Annotated in this window: 15 protein-coding genes and 3 pseudogenes; 9 read left to right on the plus strand and 9 right to left on the minus strand. The window is 65.8% G+C overall.

The window, feature by feature from the left end; translation table 11 throughout:
- Positions 1-76 precede the first annotated feature (76 nt).
- The 5 genes from VM780_RS04305 (at position 77) to VM780_RS04325 (ending at position 7,493) form a co-directional block, all read left to right on the plus strand.
- Positions 77-961, plus strand: coding sequence for a hypothetical protein (locus tag VM780_RS04305; protein WP_325445474.1), 885 nt, complete (start codon positions 77-79; stop codon positions 959-961).
- Between the two features lie 206 nt (positions 962-1,167).
- Positions 1,168-1,794: a site-specific integrase gene (locus VM780_RS04310; protein WP_325445476.1), complete on the plus strand. Its 627-nt coding sequence runs from the start codon at positions 1,168-1,170 to the stop codon at positions 1,792-1,794.
- Between the two features lie 523 nt (positions 1,795-2,317).
- On the plus strand, positions 2,318-4,141 hold the full coding sequence (locus VM780_RS04315) for an ABC-three component system protein (protein WP_325445478.1): 1,824 nt from the start codon (positions 2,318-2,320) through the stop codon (positions 4,139-4,141).
- A complete protein-coding gene (locus tag VM780_RS04320; RefSeq protein WP_325445480.1) occupies positions 4,138-4,677 on the plus strand; it encodes a hypothetical protein in 540 nt (179 codons plus the stop codon). Before VM780_RS04315 ends, VM780_RS04320 begins: the two co-directional genes overlap by 4 nt.
- Positions 4,674-7,493 carry an AAA family ATPase gene (locus tag VM780_RS04325; RefSeq protein ID WP_325445482.1) on the plus strand — a complete coding sequence of 940 codons (2,820 nt, stop codon included), beginning with the start codon at positions 4,674-4,676 and terminating at the stop codon, positions 7,491-7,493. The genes VM780_RS04320 and VM780_RS04325 overlap by 4 nt, the downstream gene beginning before the upstream one ends.
- 112 nt (positions 7,494-7,605) lie before the next feature.
- Here VM780_RS04325 and VM780_RS04330 read toward each other — a convergent pair whose 3' ends face one another.
- Positions 7,606-8,856 (minus strand): hypothetical protein, encoded by a 1,251-nt coding sequence (locus VM780_RS04330; RefSeq protein WP_325445484.1) that lies wholly within the window; start codon positions 8,854-8,856, stop codon positions 7,606-7,608.
- 474 nt (positions 8,857-9,330) lie between these two features.
- Here VM780_RS04330 and VM780_RS04335 point away from each other — a divergent pair, with 474 nt between their 5' ends.
- Positions 9,331-9,549, plus strand: coding sequence for a hypothetical protein (locus VM780_RS04335; protein ID WP_325445486.1), 219 nt, complete (start codon positions 9,331-9,333; stop codon positions 9,547-9,549).
- Between the two features lie 45 nt (positions 9,550-9,594).
- Here the strand turns inward: VM780_RS04335 and VM780_RS04340 are convergent, their stop codons facing one another.
- The 7 genes and pseudogenes from VM780_RS04340 to VM780_RS04365 all read right to left on the minus strand — a co-directional run bounded on the left by VM780_RS04340 (position 9,595) and on the right by VM780_RS04365 (position 18,400).
- Positions 9,595-11,268, minus strand: a complete 1,674-nt coding sequence (locus tag VM780_RS04340) for a cyclic peptide export ABC transporter (RefSeq protein ID WP_325445488.1) — start codon at positions 11,266-11,268, stop codon at positions 9,595-9,597.
- Complete coding sequence (gene fhuB / locus VM780_RS04345; protein ID WP_325445490.1) at positions 11,265-13,250, minus strand: Fe(3+)-hydroxamate ABC transporter permease FhuB; 1,986 nt, start codon at positions 13,248-13,250, stop codon at positions 11,265-11,267. Before fhuB ends, VM780_RS04340 begins: the two co-directional genes overlap by 4 nt.
- Entirely contained in the window at positions 13,243-14,109 is an 867-nt protein-coding gene (locus VM780_RS04350; RefSeq protein WP_325445492.1) for an ABC transporter substrate-binding protein, read from the minus strand. Before VM780_RS04350 ends, fhuB begins: the two co-directional genes overlap by 8 nt.
- 98 nt (positions 14,110-14,207) lie before the next feature.
- The gene (locus VM780_RS04355; RefSeq protein ID WP_325445494.1) at positions 14,208-16,643 is read right to left on the minus strand and encodes a TonB-dependent receptor; all 2,436 of its coding nucleotides are present in this window, start codon (positions 16,641-16,643) and stop codon (positions 14,208-14,210) included.
- A gap of 141 nt (positions 16,644-16,784) precedes the next feature.
- Positions 16,785-17,477, minus strand: coding sequence for a FecR family protein (locus VM780_RS04360; RefSeq protein WP_325445496.1), 693 nt, complete (start codon positions 17,475-17,477; stop codon positions 16,785-16,787).
- Between the two features lie 114 nt (positions 17,478-17,591).
- Positions 17,592-17,750: pseudogene (locus VM780_RS17575) on the minus strand (FecR/PupR family sigma factor regulator); the annotation flags it as partial.
- A gap of 92 nt (positions 17,751-17,842) precedes the next feature.
- Positions 17,843-18,400 carry a sigma-70 family RNA polymerase sigma factor gene (locus VM780_RS04365; protein ID WP_325445498.1) on the minus strand — a complete coding sequence of 186 codons (558 nt, stop codon included), beginning with the start codon at positions 18,398-18,400 and terminating at the stop codon, positions 17,843-17,845.
- 189 nt (positions 18,401-18,589) lie between these two features.
- Here VM780_RS04365 and VM780_RS17625 point away from each other — a divergent pair.
- Positions 18,590-18,992: pseudogene (locus VM780_RS17625) on the plus strand (transposase); the annotation flags it as partial.
- Between the two features lie 72 nt (positions 18,993-19,064).
- Here VM780_RS17625 and VM780_RS04370 read toward each other — a convergent pair.
- Positions 19,065-19,436, minus strand: a pseudogene (locus VM780_RS04370) (glutamate dehydrogenase); the annotation flags it as partial.
- An 87-nt stretch (positions 19,437-19,523) separates the two neighbouring features.
- On the opposite strand from VM780_RS04370, the gene VM780_RS04375 reads away from it, so the two are divergent.
- Both VM780_RS04375 and VM780_RS04380 read left to right on the plus strand, forming a co-directional pair.
- Entirely contained in the window at positions 19,524-19,883 is a 360-nt protein-coding gene (locus VM780_RS04375) for an AraC family transcriptional regulator (RefSeq protein WP_325445585.1), read from the plus strand.
- Entirely contained in the window at positions 19,870-20,667 is a 798-nt protein-coding gene (locus VM780_RS04380) for an ATP-binding cassette domain-containing protein (RefSeq protein WP_325445500.1), read from the plus strand. The genes VM780_RS04375 and VM780_RS04380 overlap by 14 nt, the downstream gene beginning before the upstream one ends.
- Positions 20,668-20,954: the final 287 nt, after the last annotated feature.

Consider the following 20,954-nt stretch of genomic DNA (forward strand, 5'->3'; position numbering starts at 1 on the left):
CCGTGACGACTCCTCGATGGCGCCGTCCGCGCTCGCCGTCATGGCGCGGTGCTTCGCGTCCACGATACCATGAGCCATGAACGGCAAATCAGATCTTTCCGACGTCGGGGCACCGACGCCTTCTGCCGAAGTCTGGCGGGCCCGCCGGGTCCATTGGCAGGACCGCGCGACCTGGTTCGGCGCACTGGAAACTTGGCTCGAAAGACAGTGGAGGCCGGGCGGCAAAGCCCGTCTCCAAAAGCGAAAGCTCGATCTTTGCTGGGACGACAGCCACTGGCTGAAAGCTCTCGAGCGCCATGTGCAGCCGAGCGTGGAGACTCTGATCGAGGGGCTGGCCGTTGACTTGGCGAAGGCGAAGCTGCGGACCTTCCATGGCTGCCGTGTGCCGGACGCTGGCGTCTTCCATCGAGAGGGATTGCGGCGCAACGATCCGACGGCGCTCGAAGCGCTGGCGCGCCAGTTGGTGACCGAGGATGACGACCTGGCATGGATGCGCCCGAAGATCGAGGCGATGATCGCCGAATTCGACAAGCGGGAGCGCGACACCGGACGGCTCTATGTCTGCGCCGATGAGCGGCCGCAGCTCGACCACAGCGGCCACTACCTCCTCTTTGGCAGCGAGTGGCTTCAATGCCTGCTCGGCTGGGAGGCTCACCGCGCGTTAAAGCGGTATGGGACACCGACCGTGGTGGAAGTCGACCTACCCTTTGACTGGGCGTCGGAAGGAACGCGTCGAGAGTTCGCGCGGCATCTCCTGCGGGAGTGGACCCGGGTTTTCGTTATGGGAGAGACCTTCTCGCCGGCCCTCGATTTCTCGGTGATCCTTCGACGGGACATTCCTGCCGAGGTGGTAGTCGGACACTCGCATCCCAAGGTGCTGAAGAACCCCTTCATGCAGTACCTCACGGAACGAACCGCCGATCCGACCTGTCCGCACTGCGTGGGTAGCGCCAAGGGGTAGAGGAAGACCTTTTCCTGCCCTGACCGAGCTAGGACCGCCTGCGCCACTACCAAGCAACAAGCCAGTTATTTCCAGGCTCTGACAACCCACGAACTTCACGACGCGGATGTCCGCTCTCGGCGCTAAGGCCAATGACCGCTATTGGCGCTCCCTGAATGGTTACGGGTGTAGGATTGCCTTCGAGGGGCCGCCTATAGGAGGAGGCTATGCGCCAGCCCGACTTGTTCCGCTTACCCCAGAAGCCATGGAACGCCGGCCGCCTGATCGGTCCTAAAGTGCCGCTGAAGTCCAAGCACATCTGGGCGATCCGCCAGCAGTTGAAGACGAACGCTCAAGTCCGAGACCTTGCGATGTTCAACTGCGCCCTCGACGCCAAGCTGCGCGGGTGCGACTTGGTCAAGCTCCGGATCAACGACGTGGCCATGGGCGAATCAATCCGCGTGAGATCCACGGTCATTCAGCAGAAGACCGGCCGACCAGTCCCGTTCGAAATCACTGAGCCTGCGAGAGACGCGCTCGCGGCATGGCTTCGGGTGAGAGGTGGGCGCCCGGACGACTGGCTCTTCCCGAGCCGAAGCGCTCCGGGCCAGCACATCGGTACTCGCCAATATGCTCGGCTCGTCGACAAATGGGTGCGGATGATCGACCTCGAGCCGTCTGCTTACGGCACGCACAGCCTGCGGCGCACGAAGGTGTCGCTGATCTACAAGAAGACCGGCAATCTAAGAGCGTGCCAGTTGCTCCTGGGTCATGGGAAGCTTGAGAGCACGGTCCGCTACCTTGGCATCGAGGTCGACGACGCTCTCGCGCTGTCCGAGCAGCTCGAGCTTTGAGGCTTGGCGAAGGCTCGACGACGGCGCTAGCGATAGAGGGCGTCGCCGGCGCGCAATTGCCAGCGCACCCAAGGTCGCGGCCCAGCCGCTAGCGCCGTGCGAAACGCGTGCGTTATCAGCGGCGGCGCGAGCTGCCGCTGACTCATCAGCGAAGTTCAGAAAGTCCGCTCATTGGACCCGACCTCGGCACTATGCCTAGCCCAATCACAGCTCCTCGAATTGACCTCTGCGCGGGATCGAAAGCTCGCGGTAGAAGTCGCGGTGTTCGTGTGCGACATGCTGTAGCCGGCGGTTGACGCTCGCGCTTGAGCTTCGGGAAGCGCACGACAAATCGGAATCGCGGGCCGACGAAGGACGCGAACGCGGCCGGTGATTGTCATGCGCAGGCTTTCAACCAAAGGATTTGTCTTTACGAAGCTCTGTCGTAGCTTAGCCGCAAAAGTCTAGTCGAGGCCGTTGGGCTTCCAAACGCTACGAGGAAGGAAGTTCGGTCCTGGCTGCTCCTGAGATCAGCTTTGACGACGTGCTTGGCGTCGCAACGGTCACGGTTCCCGCGTCAATCCGCACGCTGCCGGGCGGTCGGCTGAATCTGTGTGTCCTGCAACTCGCGCAGAGTTCGCTCAATCAGATCAACAATGACCAGAGCCGGCCGGCGGCCTGTGCGGCCATCTCTCACCTGCTGGTCGGCGGCGGCGTGCATGCCGCGCCCGTGCTTCGGGACATCGCACCTGGCGCGTCTCCGGTCGTGATCGTAACTCCGGAATACGCCTTCGGGCACGGCGACTGGGCCAAGCTGGACAACCTCGTGCGCCAGCAGCAACGACCAACGGTGTTGATTGCCGGCTTTGGCGCGACCCCGGCGGTGTCCGTGGAGGCCTGGGCGAACGAAGGAGGCGAGACGGCGCGGCGATTAAGCTGGACCCCCGCTACCGCACAACTCTCCGCGGCTAGGCCGGTCAATGGAGCTTGGTGCTGGCTGCATGGATTCGGGGTCGACACGACGTGCGTGGCGCTCCTCAAGAATCACATGGAGCAGGGCTCAGAGCTGGTGGCCCTGGAATGGATCCAGTCGGGGACGCACCTTTTGAAGGTGTCCTTCAACGATCTAGACCTCGTTCCGATGATCTGCGCTGACATGGTGCAGACCTTCGCGCAGGGCGACGGGACCGCGGTTCACCGCATGCGGACCGCGCTGCAAACCGCCGCCGCGCCCGCGCCGCCGGTGCTGGTGACCGGTTCCCTGGTGCAGGGAGACCCAAGCAACGCGAACTGGGCGATCGCCATCGATAACTGGCTGCACCACGTCGCACCGACGCGCGACACGCTGGTCGCCTTGACGAATGTCGCGATCGACACTCCGGTTTGGCCTGAAGCTCAGGACGCCTGGCGCTCGCTGACCGGAGTGTTCAGTCGCATGGCGCCGATCCCGCGCAACCAGGAACACCTTCGCGCCACGCGTGGCGTGGGGACGCAAAGTGTCAAGGGTGCGGTTCTGCGGGTGACCTCACCATATGCGACCGGCGGACCGCTCGCATGGCCGCCGTACAGCCCGACCGGCGAGCGATTCTACTGGCATGTTGCGGTGGGCGCGCCATTGGACACCACGGGGATCCCGCAGCCCATCGATCGGCTACCGGAGATCGCGAGCATCGAACTCGCCCGGTTCACTCGGCGGGCGGTGATCGGGGCGACGTGGTGTCCGCGCGTGGCTGCGGGGCTCGGGGTCGTGCGCCAGCACCTCAGCGCCGAGGCCGCGCCTATCGCGGCCGACCTGCTAGCGGGCCTTCTTCATGGGGTGCGTCGCGACACGCGCTGCTCGCCGGAGAAGGTCGCGGAGGACCCGATTGGGGGCGCCCTGGCCTTGGCGATCCATGGCTTGGCAACCTTGCTGACGGAAGAGGATGTCTTCGTCTGGCGTGCGGATGCGGGGCAGGCAGGACAGCTTGTCCTGCAAGCGCCGAGGGCCAACGTCCTGATCTGGCGCGACCCTGGCTTTTCCGGTCGTCAGATCGGACACGCCTTGGGGGACTGGCTGGCAGAGGCCGAACAACACCCGCACCTCGTCGTTCTGGCCGCTGGTCAGTACGGACAAATCGATGAAGGCCCTGTCGCCAGACACCCGCGGGACAACATCGCCGCAGGACCCGATTCTGATGCGCCGCTCAATCTCGGTGGGGGCTTGGCGGACCATGAGAGCGACATCACCGAACAACGGCACGTGCGAACCGCCACGCTGGTTCGGCTGGATCACCTCATCGAGCTCTACGTCGACTATGACGCCGCGCAGGATGCGCCGCGGATGGCGGCGCTGATCGATCGTTTGACACAGGCGGCGCAGGCAGCATGACGGACGCAGACTGGATTGGCGGGGGTGTGAAGGCGATCGGGCCGCTGTGCGAGGCAGTCGGACTGGCGGTGGAGCCGGACGTCGAGGCGCCCGACGGCGTCACCCTCTGGAGCGGCACCTACGCCGCGGTCGCGTTCTGGCCCACCTGCGAGGAGCAGTTCGTCGTCCAGGCTGGACAGGCCGAGGCTTGGTTCGCGGACTATCTCTACGGCGCTGAGCGCCGCCGAAATGCGCGCGTCGTCGATGGCTATCTTCTCCTGGCCTTCGCTCAACCTGTGGCGGAGGCGCTCAACAGCGTCGTTCGGTCCGTCGAGCTCTCCACCCAGATCTGCCGCAAGCACGTCGTATGGCCGGACGCCGGCGGCGCTTGGCGTCGTCTGGACGCAGTGACGGTTCTGGGTCTGCCAACGGGGGTTACGGCGGCTTCTAGCGAACCGGCTTGGCCCGTCCTAGATGACGAAGCTGCGTCCTTGTGGGCGCGCATCCAGCGTTCCGGCCCGAAGCGCGCGGCCGAAGCGGAGGACCGGCACCCATGACCGGCTCGCTGCTCGCCGACAAGGTCAAGATCGCCGCATTCCGGGGCATCACCGAGCCCCTAGAATTGGATTTCACGGCGCCGGTGACCTTGGTGTACGCCGCCAACGGCACGGGCAAGACCACATTCTGCGAGGCCGTCGAATGGCTGCTGACAGGTCAGGTCGAGCGGCTGCGTGACGGCGCCTGGAACAACGACGTCCTGCAGTCGGCGTTTCTGGACGAGGTAGCTCCAGAGGTCGAGGCGACGGTCCGCATCGGCGATCAGCCTCATCGTCTGTGGCGCACCCCGGCCGGCGCTTGGATCGATCAGCGCAATGGGTCGCCGCGCAGGCCGGGCGATGTACTGGAGATCCTGGCGCCGACGGCGTCAGCCCCCGACAAGCATCACAAGAGCGCCATCAGCCTCCGCCAACACTACCTCCGCGGCACGCGGTTCCTGACCAGCGAGGCGCTTGCGGCGCTCGTCGACAACAGTCCGGAGAGCTTGAACCGACGGAAGGATGTGTTCGCCGACTTGCTGGGGATCCGGCACCTCCGGGACGCCGAGCAGGCGAGCGGGAAGTACATCGGCGAACTTGCGCCGTTCCTGAAGGACTTGGACGCGCGGCGAAAAGCCCTGAGGGCGGAAGCCTCTCAGCTCCGCGCCGAGCTCAAAGACGCCGCGGCGGCGAAGAACGCAGACGCCAGCCTAGCGGCGGCCGAAGACCTGTTGGCTCGCTCCGGCACTGGCCTGGACATCCCCGACCGGATCGAGGCGGCCGTCGGGGCGATCGCGAAGGGGCGCTCCGAACAGGCGCGGCGTTCCAAAGCCCTGGACGAGCTCGCGCCGGTTTGGTCGCGCAAGGCCGAGGTTGAGGCGCAGATCGCCGCCCTTCTTCCCTTGGAGACGGCGGCGGCCGAGACCTTCCAATCGGCCCAAGACGATCGGAGGACCGCAGCGGAAGCTGTGATCACGGCAGAGGCTGTGGTCCAGCCGGCCTCGACACAGATTGGCCGGCTAAGCGCGGCCGAGGACGCGGTGATCGCTCGTCTCGACGCCATGCTGAGCGCGGCGGCGCTCGCAGAGCCTTATCTGACGATCACGCCAGCGACCCTCGCGAATCTCGTGGAGGCTGCGCCTGAGACGCGTTGGGATGCGACGGCCAGAGCGGCGCGGCGCGCGCAACTCCGCGATGCCGTGAACGCGGAGCCGCGCATCGATGCGATGCTCTCCGAACGCGCCCAGCTTGCGGCGCGCCGCAATGAGCTCGCCGCTCAGGTTGTCAGCTCTGAAGAGCTGCAACGTTTGCGGAACGTTGCGGAAGCGAGCGAAGCGGCGTCGTCGCAGGCGCGTGCTGACGCCGAAGCGCTCGCCGGCCCCCTTGCCACGCTGCAGTCGGCGGGCCGAAGCGTGATCAATCATCAGCATGACGGCGATACCGACTGCCCACTCTGCGGCCACGACTGGCAGGGGCGTGCCCAACTCGTTGCAGCGGTCGAGCGCACCCTAAGCGCAGCGCCGGCGATGGTGGCGGCCGCCCGAGCGCTGGCGAGCAGCGCGGCGTCGGCCGCGATCGCCGCGCGCAAGGCGGTCACCGACGCGATCCAAATCCAAAGTCAGGTCGCCGCCCTTGATCGGGAGTCACAAGACCTGGAGCGTCGCTTGGATGCGGACCGACAGCTTCTGACCGCGCTCGATGCACCGTTGTCAGGATCAGATCGGCGGCGCTTTCTGGATTGGGCGGAGCGTCGCTTGGATCTCGCCGATGCGCTGGCGGCGTTGAGCGCCGCCCAGACGGAACATCAATCGATCCTCAGCGCAGACGGCGAACGCTTCCTCGATCGCGCACTCCCGATTGCGGACCTGAGAGCTCGACTGACCCAGACCATCCTCGGCAGGCGTACGATGTTGGAAGGCGTCTTGCGAACGGCGCGTGAAAGCTTGGGGCGCGCGCAAGCGACGCTCGCTGAAATGGTTACGGTAGAGACGACCCGGCAGACAGAGCTGGAATCGGTCCGCCGCGACCAGGCCGCCGCTGAACGTGAACGCGCTACGATCTCCCAGCTTTGGACGTCCGCGGCCGGCCAAGCCCCGTGGACGGCGGACGGGCTCGAGCGTTTGAGGGGCGAGGTCAATGCGGCGCTCGCCAAGCTCGATGCCGCCGACAATGAAGTGGCGGCCGCGCGGGCTTCCTGGGATGTCGAAATCAAGCACACCAAGCTGGCGAAGATCGAAGCCGATCTGGCGCCAATCGCCGCGAAACATGCTCGCCTGAAGGCGAGCAGCGACGTCGCCCAGCGGCTCCAGAAGGCGTTTCGCGAGAACTACACGGCGACGAGCCAAGCCCAGGTCGGCGGCTTGAGCCGCGTCGTGAACGCGCTGTTCCTTCGGATGCACGCGAACCGGATAGTTGATCGGATCGACCTCGGCCAGTCGGAGTCGTTCCTGCACTGGTTCGCGGATGCGGGGGTCGCGCAGCTCGACCCTGGTCGTGATTTCAGCCAGGGACAAAGGCAAGATCTCGCACTGGCACTGTTCCTTGCCCGGGCACGCGGATTGGGTGGCACGTTCTTCCTGGATGAGCCCGTTGCGCACTTGGATGACCTCAATCGCGTAGGGCTCATGGACGTATTCCGCGCCGTTGCCACCGAGGGCGGCGGTCGGGTTAGACTTGTGATCACCACGGCAAGCCGCAGCCTAGCGCGGCACATGGTCGAGAAATTCAGCACAGCCGGATCGGACGATCCGACGAACCCCGCCATGCGCGTCATCGAGTTGACCGGCAACGGTCGCCTCGGTGTCAGTCAGCAACAGGTTTACCCGATCGGCGTTTAGTTCGGCGATTGTCAGGTCAACGCCAACTCAGCTCTCCTAGTCGCGGCGGCTCACCCAAGCTAATCGAGTCCGATTATTGCCTGATCGTCTTGCCCGCGAGTTGAGGCGCCGATCAGCAGGCGACGAGGTCGGCGCCTAGGTAGATTTCGTCGAGGGCGGCGATGAAGGGCTGACTTAGTTGCCAGAGCCGACCGGTGATCGCCTTTTGGGCCTCGCCGGTCTCCGCTCTCCCATAGGCCGTCGCAATCGAGGCGACGTTGATATGAAGGATCTGGCGGCCCTTCTCGGATTTGGAGACCTTGCTGTCCTTGGGCGTCTCACTGGACGCGGTGACGACGATGATACCGCGACGCAGGGTTTTCGGATCGTAGGTCGTCTTGACCTTCACGACTGTCACCCCGGACTGGATGAGCGGTTCGAGCTGCCGGGCGACCTCGGACCGGTAGGTTGCGACGAGATCGAAATAGGCCGCCTCCACGCCGAGGGCGCGAATGGCGTCGAGCCGTTTCCGGTGGGTTCGGACCGTCGTCGCGAACTCGTCGTCGTCGAAGCCTTCACAACGAACCGAGAGGCTGGTGCGAGAGCTGTATCCACCGCCGATGTGCTGCGTGAACACATCATCATAGATCCGCAGCGCCTCCTCCGGATCCGTAGTGGCGATGATCTTTTCCGCCGCCTCCACGAGTTCCTCGAGGTCGTAGAGGGTCGACGTCATCTTCGTCTTGTTCTCGAAGAAGGCTGAGCCAATGTCGCCCCAGCCGTTCTCCAGCGGCAGGTTGAAGTCGTGGTCGATGTGGTCCTTTTCGGGCTTCACATAGCCGGACCGGTAGAGGAAGCGGCGGTTGTCGCCGAGGTCCGCGCGGGTCAGGGCGTTCTCGATCTCATCGAGCTTCAGGCCTTGGCGCAGGACCTCATAGTTGCCCAAGGCCAGCAGGTCCGCCCCCTTCAGCATATAGGCGGGCTTCTCCGTTCCGTCTTTACGGGTCGTCGTCTTCCGTTCGAACTCGGCAACGATAGCGGGTGCCGAAAGGAGGAACATCCGCTGGTCGTCCTCCTGTCCGGTGCAGACCAAGACGAAGAACTCACCATACGGTTTCTCGTCTGCATCCACGACATAGGCCGTCGGAATCTTGATAGTCGTGGCACCGTCCTGGATGAATTTGACCTGCACCACGCCAAGGCGCGGCGCCCGCTGGTCGAGGAAGTTGGCACCGGTCAGCCGACGCTGGATCAGATAATCGGCACCGTCGATATCGACCGACCGACTGAGCACCCAAAAGCGCTGGAGCAGGAAGGCGCGGGCGCGGGTTTCGCCGAGCACACCGTGCTCCATCGATTTCAGCCAGGGCGGGATGTCAGTCATTGGGAACTTTGGGCGTGCGGAGACCCGCAATCTGGGGAGGCGAGGACGCGTCGTCCATGGGCTCCGAAGGTCATGCGGGCGGCGGGCGAGGCGGAGCGGACCGCCCGCCTCCCTAACGAGGAATCGATGAAGGCGCGTGGCCGACAGGAGGCCCTTCTGGGTCGGGAAGGCGCTTGCACGGCCGCTGAACGGGGATCCGACGGAAGCTGCTTGGCAAGCAACTGCGCTTCCGGATTAGGCGGTACCGATCGCATGCGTCCCTATACCCTTATTCTAAAATCAAAGAACGTTGTTGCGCATGAGACGTGCGCCCATCTGTGGAGCGTGGGGCTTCACGAGGGCCTACCGTACCAGACGGCATCCTAGGCGACGAACGTCCGCATTTCCCCTTCCTGCTAATGACCGCTCTTGGCGCGTCCCCGAACGGTTACGGGTGTAGGATTGCTTTTGAGGGGCCGCCTCTAGGAGGAGGCTATGCGCCAGCCCGACTTGTTCCGCTTACCTCAAAAACCATGGGACGCTGGTCGGCTCATCGGCCCAAAAGCGCCTTTGAAGCCGAAGCACATCTGGGCGATCCGCCAGCAGTTAAAGACGAACGCTCAAGTTCGCGATCTCGGCGTGATCCCGCTCGCCATCCTAGCGATGATGCCGGGGACACAGGGGCCGAATAGATTTGGGAAGGCAGCCAATTAGGCTAGCGCGAGATGGCTCGCGAAGGCACAGCGACGCCATTCTAGATTATAAGGCTCCTTCTTCTCCCTTCCGAACCCATACAATTTTCCCTTCTCGGATTTCAATCACCCGATCTGCAACGTGGAAATAGCGGTCATCGTGACTGATGACGATGAGCGTGCGACCTCCCGACTTCATCCCAGGCAGCAGTTCCTCATAGAATCTGCGACGAAACTCCGGATCCTGATCGGCGGCCCACTCGTCAGTGACGAGGATTGGTCGGCCCTCTGCATAGGCCTGGATCAGAGCGAGCCGCTTCCTCTGGCCTGTCGACAGATCCGTCGTCGAAAACCGACCGTCCTCGATCCGGACCTCGCCAGCCAGCCCCAGGCAATCGAGGCGGCGTCTCGCGTCATCGGACGCCGCGCCGTAGGCGAGATCGTCGAACAGATAGTAGTCGGAGAACACGGTCGAGAAGAGCTGCCGATACTCGTCACGTCTCTCGGGCTCCACGCGTGTTCCGTCGAGCAGCACCTCGCCCGCGTCAGGGGCGTAGAGGCCGAGGAGAATTTTGACCAGGGTCGTCTTGCCCGACCCGTTCGCGCCGACGATGAACAGCAGCTCGCCTGCGTGGACCGTCAGATCGAGCGGGCCCAGCGTGAACGACCGCGCGCCGACGCCGTCGCCGAAGGAATACGTCACGTTCCGCAGCTCGAGAGACCGGATCATGCGAGTCGGCGAATCTGCGGAATCCATGATCAGGCTCAATCGCGGCTCGCTCTGCTCCAGAGCCTCCGAAAGCTTCGTTATGCGCCGGAAAGATACCTGCGCCTGATCCAGAACCGGCAAGGCCCCGGCCAAACGCTCGAGAGGCCCTTTGACATAGAGGAGCACGAGCGCGGCGCCGCTGATGACCGACCGGTCGACGCCAAGCCGACCGGACGCCGCCAGAAGAAGGCAGATCACGACGAAGAACAACGCGGAGCCGACTGCGTCCGCGATCCAGAACAGGGCCATCGCGCGGGTCTTCAGCGCCGCGATCCTTTCGGCGGCTCCGGCCAGCAGCACCCCGTAGACCCGAGCGCGGCGCGGCCGACTGATCTTGAGCTCCTTCGCGCCGTCGATGATCGCGGCGTACTGCTTGTGCAGTTCATCTGACGCGGTTCTGACGGCTTCGTAGTCTCGGACCCAGATGCGCTTGGCCACGAGGTTGACCGCTGAGCCTGCTGCGAGGGAGACCAGCGCGAGGAGGAAGATGACGGGCGAAAGCGCCAGCAGATAGACAAAGGCGCCGAGAGTGACCGCGAGGGCGACGGCGTAGCCGGAGAAGTTGAACGTGAAGGCCGAGACCGTGTCGATGTCGTTTGTCAGCACGGCCATGATTCCGGGCGCGCGCAGGGATTCGAGAGCTCGCAGCGGTGCCCGGAGGATGCGGGCGGAGATGTCCTTTCGAAGCGCCGCGATCAGCATCTGCCCGACCATGCTGTTCAAGGCGCCGGCGACGGCGGTTCCAACAAGGCTCAGAGCGCAGAGGCAGGCGAGCTCCGCGACGCGCCCGACGCTCGGCTCCACGGAACCGATCAGCGCGCTGTTCACCCCCGCCAGCAAACCGGCCGTAGCGACGCCGCCGACGACGCCTGCTGTAGTCGCGAGAAGCGCGGTCCAGCGGACGGGGCGCAGAAGACGCAACGCCTCCGCGATCAGGGCGCGAAGCTGACGGTCCCCAGACGGTCGGTTCATGCCCGTCGCCCGCCGGCTAGCCAGAGATAGACGGGAGCGCCGAGTAGCGCCGCCATGAGGCCGGCCGGCGCTTGCCAGGGAAAGAACATGTTCCGGCCCACCCAATCCGCGAGCATCATCAATGTTCCGCCGAGGGCCGCGCTCCCGAGCGTCTGCTCCAGCGGCCTCCGCAGTCCGAGCTCGCGTGTGAGATGGGGCGCCATAAGCCCGACGAAGCTGAGCGGGCCGACGAGCAGCGTGGCTGCGGCTGTGAGGATAGCCGCGAGACCGAGGATGACGGTTCGCGCAAGCGTCATCGGAACGCCGACCGCGCGGACCGTCGTCCCGCCGAGCGGCGATATCTCAAGCCAGCGCCAGACGAGGAGGCTCGCGGCCAGGCCGGCCGCCGCGACGCCGAGCGCGAGCTGCGCGGCGGAGGCCGAGACGCGATAGGTCGACCCGGACATCCAGGAGAGAAGGATCGCGGCGCGTGGATCGCCGCTCGTGAGCAGCGTGGCCGCGAATGCGCTGAACATCATGCTGAGAGCCATGCCCGTCAGAAGGAGGCGATCGGGCGAGCCGGAGCTGCGAGCCGTGGGCGCCACGAGCGCCAGCGCCGCCGCGGCCCCGCCGCCGGCCGCAGCCGTCATGGCGATTTGGGAGAAGTCCGGCGCGGCCAGAAGGAGAAGGACGACGCCGAGCGCCGCGCCGGACGACACGCCGAGGGATTCGGGACTGGCCATAGGATTTCCGGTGAGACGATGGAGCAGTAACCCCGCCATGGCGAGCATCGATCCTGCGGCTCCGGCGACAGCCACGCGCGGCGCGCGCCACGGCGCCACCAATTGGAAGTCCGCCCCCGACAGCCACGCCCAGCCTGATGCGGACCTGCCGAACGCCGTCGCCGCTGCGGCGGCCCCGACAAGCAGGACCCCGAACATGGCGAGCGCGAGAAACGGACGCTGCGCGCGCGGCTGAGGGGCTCCCGGCCGGAGCGGCTCCCGGCCCGCGGGCCGGCTCCTCAACGCCAGGAGCAGCATCGGCGCGCCGAACAGCGCCGTGGCGCTGCCGGTCGGCAGTTCTGCGTGAAAGAAGGCGACGCGCTGCACGCACTGATCGGTGAGCCAGAGCAGAAGAGCGCCGAACGTCGTCGCCCATGACAGTCGCTGCCGGAGCTTTCTGGCACCGAGCAGCCGTGCGATCTGAGGCGCCGCCAATCCAACGAAGCCGATGACGCCGGCTGCGCTGACGCTGAAGGCCGCCAGCGCAGCCGCGATCGCCACAGCAAGGCCGCGCATGACGCCGACCGGCAAGCCGACCGCGCTGGACTGACGGTCGTCGAGCGCCAGAACGGATAGAGGCCGCGCCAGAAGAGCGGCCGCGGCTCCGCAGAGGGCGAGCCGCGGCGCGAGATACTCGACCGAGCTCCATCCGTTCTGCACGAGCGAGCCTGTCTGCCAGACGAACAACGTGGTGAGCGTGTCATGGTGGAAGATCGTCAGCGCGGCGCCCACGCCGCCGAGCAGCAGGTTGAGCGTCAGGCCGACCAGGATGACGGCGGTCGGGGCGAAGCCGTGTCGGCGCGTCAGCGCGACGACAGAGAGGGTCGCGGCGCCGCCGCCGGCCAGCGCCGCCGCCTCCTGGCCGCGGTCGAGGAGGTCCGGCGCGAACAGGGAGGCTGCGGCCAGCGCCAGATAGGCGCCGGACGAGACGCCGAGCGTCGTGGCGTCGGCCAGTGGATTTCGCAGCGCATGCTGGAGCAGGGCCCCCGAGAGCCCCAGCGCTGCCCCGACGAGAAGGCTGACGACGACGCGGGGAGCCGCCATCTCGCGCAGCACAAGCGCATGGATGTCCGAACCTGGGTCGGCGAAGCTCGACCATGAAAGGTCGGGGCCCAAGGTTGCACGCGCCGTCAGGGCCGTCAGGCCGAGAGCGGCCGCGGCCAATGCCGCCGCGACGGCCGGTAGCGCGACGACCCTTTTGGCGCGCAGGCGGTCAGCCATCCTGCGCTGGCCCGGAGAGCACGGCCGCGGAGATCAGCCGCGCGCACCGCCACGCGGAGGGCGCGCCGCCAAGCGCGTAGAACGGCGCGATCGTCCGTATCCGGCCCGGCCTGGCGATCGGCAGGCTCCGCCAAAGCGTGCTTCGCGCAAGAGCGCGTTCGGCGCGCCTCGTCCGTTCGCCCTGATCGAGATAAAGCAGTCGCGCGTCTGGCGTTTCGGCCAGTTCGGCCAGATCGACCAATGCGTTTCCGAACCGCGAGGGCCGCGCGCGCAGAGCGTTGCGCAGGCCGAGCCGGAGCAGGATTTCATGAACCCAGCTGCCCTCCCCATAGAGGTAAATCTGTCTCCCGTTCTCGTGCAGCACCCCCACGAGAACCGGCTCCGGACGGCGGCCGCGGAGCTGAGCGGCGAATGAGGTGAGCGCTTCACGGAAGGCCGCAAGATACCGATCCGCGCTCTCGCGCCTTCCGATCGATCGGGCGATCGACCGCATCGCCTCACAGGCGTTGGCGAGGGGGGACGACGGCGGATCGATCAGCGTGACGACCTGCGTGGGGGCGATCCGCTCGAACTGCGGCTTGAGGCTGATCTGCCAGTTAGAGATGAAGATCCGTTGCGGCCGCGCCTGTGCGAGAACCTCCAGATTGGGCTCCGCCCTCGATCCGAGGTCGAGCGTCTCCAGGGGCAATGACGGTTCAGGCAGCCATTCCCGATAGACAGCGGTGTCGGTGACAGCGAGCGGCGCGACGCCCATCGCCAGGAGGCTCTCGGCCGCGGCCCAATCGGGCGCCGCGACCGAGATGGCCGGCTCGGCGGCGAAAGCTCTCCGTGAGAGGGCGGAGTCCGTGAGACAGGCCACGCCGGCGCCAATCACCGCCCTGCGCGTGAGCGGCAGAGCTCTGCCCGCACGCGACGCGTCGCGGGAGGCTCGGCCTCGAGCTGGCGCCCCGGACAACGTCAGAAGTCGAAGGTCGACGACAGCAGGACCGTCCGCGGGGCGCCGCGCGCCAGTCCGAAGTTCGTCGAAGCGGCCGCCCAGTAGCTCTTGTTGAAGACGTTCTCCACGGTCGCCCTCAGCGTCACGGGCTTTCCGTCCGCACGCTCGAAGGTGTAGCGGGCCCCGACGTCGAAGCGCGTCCAGTCCGGAATGCTCTGGCTGTTGTCTGCGCTCGCGAACTGCTTGGACGTGTGGATCATCCGGCCCGTGAAGGTCAGCCCCTGAACGATTGGCGCATCCCACTCCGCTCCGAGGTTGAGCTGCGTCTTCGGTATTCCGATTGCCCTCTTGCCGTTGTTGGCGCCGTTCGCTGTTTTGGTCTGCACGCCGTCCATGAAGGCGACTCCGCCAAGAAGTCTCAGGCCGACCGCGAGTTCGCCAAAGACATTCAGCTCGACGCCTCGGTTGCGGGTCTCGCCATCAAGGCCGTAGCGGTTCGTCTTCGCGTCCAGAAGTCCGTTGGGCTGCTCGATCTGGAACAAGCTCATCGTCGCAGCGACGCGGCCGAAGTCGATCTTGACGCCCGCCTCGTACTGCTTGGACTTCATCGGAGGAAACGCCGCGCCGAAATTCTCTGAGCCCGCAGGCGCGACCGGCCCCTGGCTCAGTCCCTCGATGTAATTCACGTAGAGAGAGACGCGCTCCCACGGCTTGACGACCACGCCGACGGCCGGAGTGAAGGCCTGCTCGTCATAGTCGGCGGTCCGCGCCCGGGTCGTAACGTTCCACGCCTTCTGCTGCACCTTCTGAAATCGTCCCCCGAGGATGAGTTGGAGACGGTCGTCCAGCATATAGAGGCTGTCGGCCACCGCGACGGTCGAAAGGGTTAGCGCGCTGGTCTTCGGGGTGCTGGAGAACCAAGGCGACAGGTCGGGCTTCTTGACGCCGCCCGGATCGTAGATATTCGATGAATAGGTGGAGATCACCTGAGGGCGGTTTCCCAGCTCCGAATATAGCCTCGTCGCGCTGATCGTCAGCTCGTGACGAACAGGCCCGGTCTCAAGCCTCGCCTTCACGCCCGTCTCGCCCGTCCAGGCCCTGTTATAGGTAGGCTGATAATAATTGTTGGCGTCGAAGTCCCCGGCTGCGTTCTTGATGTATTCGAAGTTGTAGAGGCCCGTCAGCGTGTTCCTGTGAGCGCCGAAGGTCGCGTAGGCGGTGAAGTTCTCCGTCACGTCATATTCGGCGCGGACGACGCCCGTAATGTCCTCGCCTTTCGTGTAGTACCAGTCCTGACCGAGATCGGCCGACGCCTTCGGCGCCTTGGGAATCTGGAAGCCCGCGCGATAATAGATCGGCCGGACGGGATTGTCGGAATCGTTCTTCTGATAGATCACGTCAGCTGAAAGCCTCAGCCGCTCTCCGCGGTAGTCCAGCCCGAGAGCCGCCTCGCCGAGCTCCGTCGACTGACCGTGAACCGAAGTGTCGCCCTTCCGATACGAGCCGTTCAGTCTCACGCCGAAGGCGTCATCGGGCCCAAACCTGCGCGCGAGATCGACGCTCGAGCCAAATTGCGCGTTGGAGGCGTAGCCCAACGTCAGGCGCGTCAGTGGATCGTCTCCGGCGCGCTTTGGAACGAGGTTGATCGCGCCTCCGATGCTGCCGCCCGGCGCCATGCCGTTCAGCAGCGCGCTCGGGCCTTTCAGGACCTCGACCCGATCGACCCAAGCCGTCCCAGCCATCTGATAGGGCGCGAGACCATAGAGGCCGGAGATAGAGATATCCGGGTTCCCCACCGGAAAGCCGCGGATGAAGAATTGGTTCGAATAGCTTCCGTCCGACCAGGTCGTCCGGACGGACGGATCGTTCTTCACCACGTCGCCGACGCTGCGTCCCTGCTGATCGGCGATTGTCTTGGCGGTGTAGCTCGTGACGCTGAAAGGGGTGTCCATGACGTCCCGGTCGCCCAGAAGACCAAGGCCGCTTCCAGTCGCCACCTGGCCGCCAGCGTAGGAAACGGGCCCTCTGGACCCTGCGACCTCGATCGGCGCCAGCGCGACCGCATCGCGGAGCGCCGCTTCGCTCGCCGACCTTCCCCGCAGATCGACCAGCACGATCGATCGCGGCCCCGCCAATCGATAGACGACGCCTGAACCGTCCAGCATCCGTTCGAGGGCCGCCTGCGCGCTCATGGTCCCACTGATGGGGTTGCTGCGCGCATCAGGCGGCAAAGTGAACGGATAGGCGATGCGCCAGCCGGTTACGGCGCCGAGATCGGCGACTGACGCGGCCAGCGACTTGGCCGGGATATGGAAGCGGTAAGTTCCAGAAGCTTCCTCGTCCTCAGACGCCTGCGCCCTCGCGGTCTGCGCGCCGAGCGTCGCGACAGCCGCAATCGCCGCGAGCCGGGCCGCAATCTGCAAGCCGTCATACGCCCGACGCCCGTCCGTTCTCATTGGTCCGCCCCCGCTGGCCGCGAGGCCACCGAAGGCCTCCGCAGGACAGAACGGACGACGAGCGTTCCGCCGTGCCTGGGGCAGGCAAGATTCATCCAGATGCGATCGTGGCGGGTAGCGCTCAGTAGTGGCGGGTAGCGCTCAGTAGATGACGATCAGGAGAGGCGCGCGAAGCACGCGTCCTCCGACGGCGGTCGCCACGGTCTCAAGGGAGGCGTCGACGTTGGTCAGGGGGAGGCTTGCGGAGACCTCGCGTCGGGCGAGCGCGCCGCGCACGAAGATTCGGCGGCTTGTGTGTCGCTGCAGGGCCGCCACAACGTCCTCCACCGTCGCGCCTTGCACCACGAGGCGGCCTGACATCCAAGATAGCGCAAGGTCGACGTCCGCGGCTTCGACGCCCCGCGTGCGGCCGCCAGCGATAACGCCCTTGTCTCCGCGTTGAAGGATCGTGAGTTGCCGGTCTTCCCGTCCCGCGAGGGCCACGCTGCCTTCACTCACGACGATGTCCGTTCCGTTCGGCAGCCGGTTGACGTCGAACTTCGTGCCTATGTCTCGAACTTCGCCCTCGCCGATTTCCACCGTGAAAGCGCCCGGAGCACCGTGCGCGACCTCGAAAAACGCCTCTCCGCGCAGAAGGCGCACCCGCCGCCTTCCCGGCTGGAAGTCAAACGCGACGGCTGTGTCTGCGGCCAGATGGGCCGTCGACCCGTCGGGAAGACGTAAGACGGAGACGGGATCTCGAGAGGTTACGAGGTCCGCCTGCCAATCCTCGACTACCCCCGGAGCCAGGACCACGACCAACGCGACGGCGGCCAGCCCTCCGGCCGGAGCCATGATCCATCCTCTGCGGGGCGAGGCGAGGCGGGCGAGCCTCCGTCTCATCCGGCTTCGCTCGGCTATCCCGCATGCGGGATCCTCCAACTGAGCGTACAGAACTCGCATCTCGTCGAAGGCTCGGCGATGTCCTGGATCGGAGTTCAGCCAACGCTCGAGCGCGGCTTGGTCCTCAACGGTGAACGCGCCGCCCGTTTTCCGCGCCAACCAGAGAGCAGCCTCTTCGCGTTGCTCGTCGGTCGGTTCGGCTGTCAGTGTCGTACCCCTCGCCAGTCGAGCGCGGCTCGCCGACGCGCCTAGCTAATCCGTATCCAATAACGGCCGGGGGGGGAAATCGCCGTGTCGTCGACCGACGGCGCTGACGATCAGTCCTCGCGGAGGTGCTCGCCCATTCGGGTCTGGCAGTGGCGGAGCGCACGCGCGATGTGCTTCTCGACGCTGTTGACCGATATGCCGTGCCGCCGCGCGATTTCCGCATTCGGCAAACCATCGACTCTGCGCATGAGAAAGATCCGGCGGCAGCGTGGCGAGAGTTCGCGGAGCGCCGCATCAAGCGCCCGGAGCGCCTCGGCGCCTTGAGCTGACCGCTCTGGCGACAGAACGCTGGCCTCGTCGACAGCCGCCGCGGCAAGCATGAGCTGGCCTCTCCGGCGCGACGTTCGGTGATGTTCGATCGTCGCGTTGCGGATCGAGGCGAACAACACCCGTCGGTCATCGTCGATGCTGCCCCGGGGGCCTGCCGCCAGCGCGCGGGCGAACACATCCTGCACGATGTCGGCGGCGATCTCGCGGCAACCGACGCTTCGGCGAGCCAATCGCTCCATCTGGCGACGATGGCTGTTGAACAGAGCCTCGAGTCTTTCTCGCCAAGCTAACATTGGTAGGACCGCAGTGAAGTTGCATCCGGCTTGCTGCGACGGCAAGCGAGGGTGCGTACCGCGGTAAAGAAATATACGCAAATACAATAACTTATATTTCTTCTAATGAAATAATGCGCTAAGCGCGAGCACTGCCGGCGGCCCATTTGGCCGGGCCAGTCGCCGGCGCGCGAAGAAAGCCGGAACAGGCCCTTAGCGCCTTAGGCTGTATTGACAAAAGGGGTTCCCAGATCTCTGCGTGACCGATGCAAGGCTTTCCTTTCAGAGAAGACAGTTTCGGCTCGGGGCGATCTGAGGGATGACGAGTGGGCGCTGGTTGGAGCGCGGCTACCTGCCGAACGCTGCCGGTGGTCTCGGCCCGCCCAGACAACCGCCGTTTTTTGAACGGGATGCTCTATGTGCTGCGGTCGGCTGCCCTTGGCGCGATATGCACGAGCGTTACGGCAAGTGGAACTCGGTCTATGTCCGGTTCCGGCGCTGCGCCGAGCAAGGGGTTTGGGACGCCTTTCCCAAAACGATGGGCGCGCGTGGTCTTACTGGTGACTGGCAGCCCATGATCGACAGCACCACCGACGGAGCCTATACGCAGGCCGCAGGCTCGTGCCGTTCGACTCGGTCGCGGCGACTAGCCTCGTCAGCGCGGCCTCGGCGAAAGGCCCCGAAAGTCTGCTTTTTGCCGTTCCGCTCATGTCAGCTACTGGCGGAGGGCCGCGCCTTCGCCGACCGCCACCACGCCGTTCGTAACCAGCGTCCTTGCGTTCTTGCCGGTCAATTCGTTCTGCGTGGTCGAGGGAATCGCGATGTCGCACGGCGCGCTCCAGATCGAGCCGCCATCGACATAGCGGGCTTGCTTGCCCCGCAGCACCGCGTATTCAGAGATGCGCCCGCGCCGGACCTCCTTGATCTCTTTGAGGAGTGCAGGGTCGATCCCATCCTCGTCCACGACATAACCGTTGGAGTCGGAGCAGGCGATTACTCGGCCGCCGAGCTGCTGCAGCTTCTTCGTGGTGTAAATCGCGACATTGCCGGAGCCGGAGACCACCGCGCGCTTACCCTCGATGCCTTCCTGGCGCGTCGCGAGCTCGGCCTCTATGGCGTTGGGCTCTTGGTCGCGGCCGCCTTCGCGTCGTCTCGGCGGCCGGCGCGCAGCGCGCTCTCGGACCGGCAGTTGCAGCTCACAGTCGACTACATCGAGGAGCGCTGCGCCGAGACGATTCGCCTCAGCGAGCTCGCCAGCCTCGCTGGTCTTTCGGAAAGCTACTTCAGCCACGCCTTCAAGGCCGCGACGGGCATGCCGCCGCATCGCTGGCAGCTTCAGGCGAGGGTCCGGAAGGCGAAGCGGCTGATCGAACGCGCCGAAGCGCCGCTGAGCGACATCGCCAGCGGGCTGGGCTTTTCGGACCAGGCGCATTTCACGCGCGTGTTTCGCGACCTCGCCGGCTGTACGCCCACCGAGTGGCGGGCGCGAAGTCGAGAGCCCGTGGCTCGCTCGCATGTATGGAGACGTCTTGACGATGACCAATGCTGACGCCGCGCCGCCGGCAACGTTCGAGCTTTCGGAAGTGTCTTTCGCGGTCGATGGCCGGGCTCTCCTGGCGCCACTCTCCGCGACCTTCGCGCCCGGCGCGGTCATCGGTCTGGTGGGCCATAACGGTTCGGGCAAGTCGACGCTGCTGAAGCTCATGGCGCGCCAGCAGACCGCGACGGCCGGAGCGATCCGTTATGGCGGTCGGCAGATCGGCGCCTGGCGCTCGCGCGACTTCGCGCGCCAAGTCGCCTACCTGCCACAACAGCCGCCCCTCGCCTCGGGGTTGACCGTCCGGGAGCTGGTGGCGCTTGGGCGTTATCCCTGGCACGGAGCGCTCGGCCGCTTCGGCCCCAAGGATACGCAGGCGCTCGCGGAGGCCATGAGGCTCGCCAATGTGGAGGACTTCTCGGACCGCCTAGTGGAGGAGCTTTCGGGCGGGGAGCGCCAGCGCGTCTGGCTTGCGATGCTGGTCGCCCAGCAGGCGCGCTGGCTGCTGCTCGATGAGCCGACCTCTGCGCTCGACATCGCCCACCAGATCGAGGTGCTGACGCTGGTTCGGAAGCTCGCCGAGACCGGCGGGCGCGGCGTCGTGGTGGTGCTGCACGACGTCAACATGGCGGCCCGGTTCTGCGACGAGGTGGCGGCGCTTCACACCGGGCGGATGATCGCGCGCGGATCCCCGAGCTCGATCATGGCGCCGGACCGTCTCGAGGCGATCTACGGCTTGGCCATGGAGGTGCTGCGCCACCCGCTCGACGGAACGCCGCTCGCCTTTGCAAGCTGAGCGGCGCCCGCCGGCGTGCAGGTTGATCGAGAGCCCTTTGGCGGGGGCAGGGTCTGCGCGCGCAACCTTGTCATCGCAGCAGTCCGGCTTCGGATGCACAAAGCGGGCTGTCTGGTTTCGAGGTCGCGTCGGCCCTACCCTGAACGAGGATCTCGGGAAGCGTGACCCCTCCGGATGCGTTTTGCGCGCTGGCTGCGCCGCCAGTCCCCGCCGCGGCCACGAGCGCGAGCGACGCAACCGCGGCCAAAGCCCGATCGCGCCTCGGCGCCGCTTTCCTATCAGAAGAA

Source organism: Hansschlegelia sp. (assembly GCF_035538955.1).
Taxonomy (GTDB): domain Bacteria; phylum Pseudomonadota; class Alphaproteobacteria; order Rhizobiales; family Methylopilaceae; genus Methylopila.

Coding starts and splice junctions, on each gene's coding strand:
- VM780_RS04305 (WP_325445474.1), top strand. CDS start 77: ATGAACGGCAAATCAGATCTTTCCGACGTCGGGGCACCGACGCCTTCT.
- VM780_RS04310 (WP_325445476.1), top strand. CDS start 1,168: ATGCGCCAGCCCGACTTGTTCCGCTTACCCCAGAAGCCATGGAACGCC.
- VM780_RS04320 (WP_325445480.1), top strand. CDS start 4,138: ATGACGGACGCAGACTGGATTGGCGGGGGTGTGAAGGCGATCGGGCCG.
- VM780_RS04325 (WP_325445482.1), top strand. CDS start 4,674: ATGACCGGCTCGCTGCTCGCCGACAAGGTCAAGATCGCCGCATTCCGG.
- VM780_RS04330 (WP_325445484.1), bottom strand. CDS start 8,856: ATGACTGACATCCCGCCCTGGCTGAAATCGATGGAGCACGGTGTGCTC.
- VM780_RS04335 (WP_325445486.1), top strand. CDS start 9,331: ATGCGCCAGCCCGACTTGTTCCGCTTACCTCAAAAACCATGGGACGCT.
- VM780_RS04340 (WP_325445488.1), bottom strand. CDS start 11,268: ATGAACCGACCGTCTGGGGACCGTCAGCTTCGCGCCCTGATCGCGGAG.
- fhuB (WP_325445490.1), bottom strand. CDS start 13,250: ATGGCTGACCGCCTGCGCGCCAAAAGGGTCGTCGCGCTACCGGCCGTC.
- VM780_RS04355 (WP_325445494.1), bottom strand. CDS start 16,643: ATGAGAACGGACGGGCGTCGGGCGTATGACGGCTTGCAGATTGCGGCC.
- VM780_RS04360 (WP_325445496.1), bottom strand. CDS start 17,477: ATGGCTCCGGCCGGAGGGCTGGCCGCCGTCGCGTTGGTCGTGGTCCTG.
- VM780_RS04380 (WP_325445500.1), top strand. CDS start 19,870: ATGACCAATGCTGACGCCGCGCCGCCGGCAACGTTCGAGCTTTCGGAA.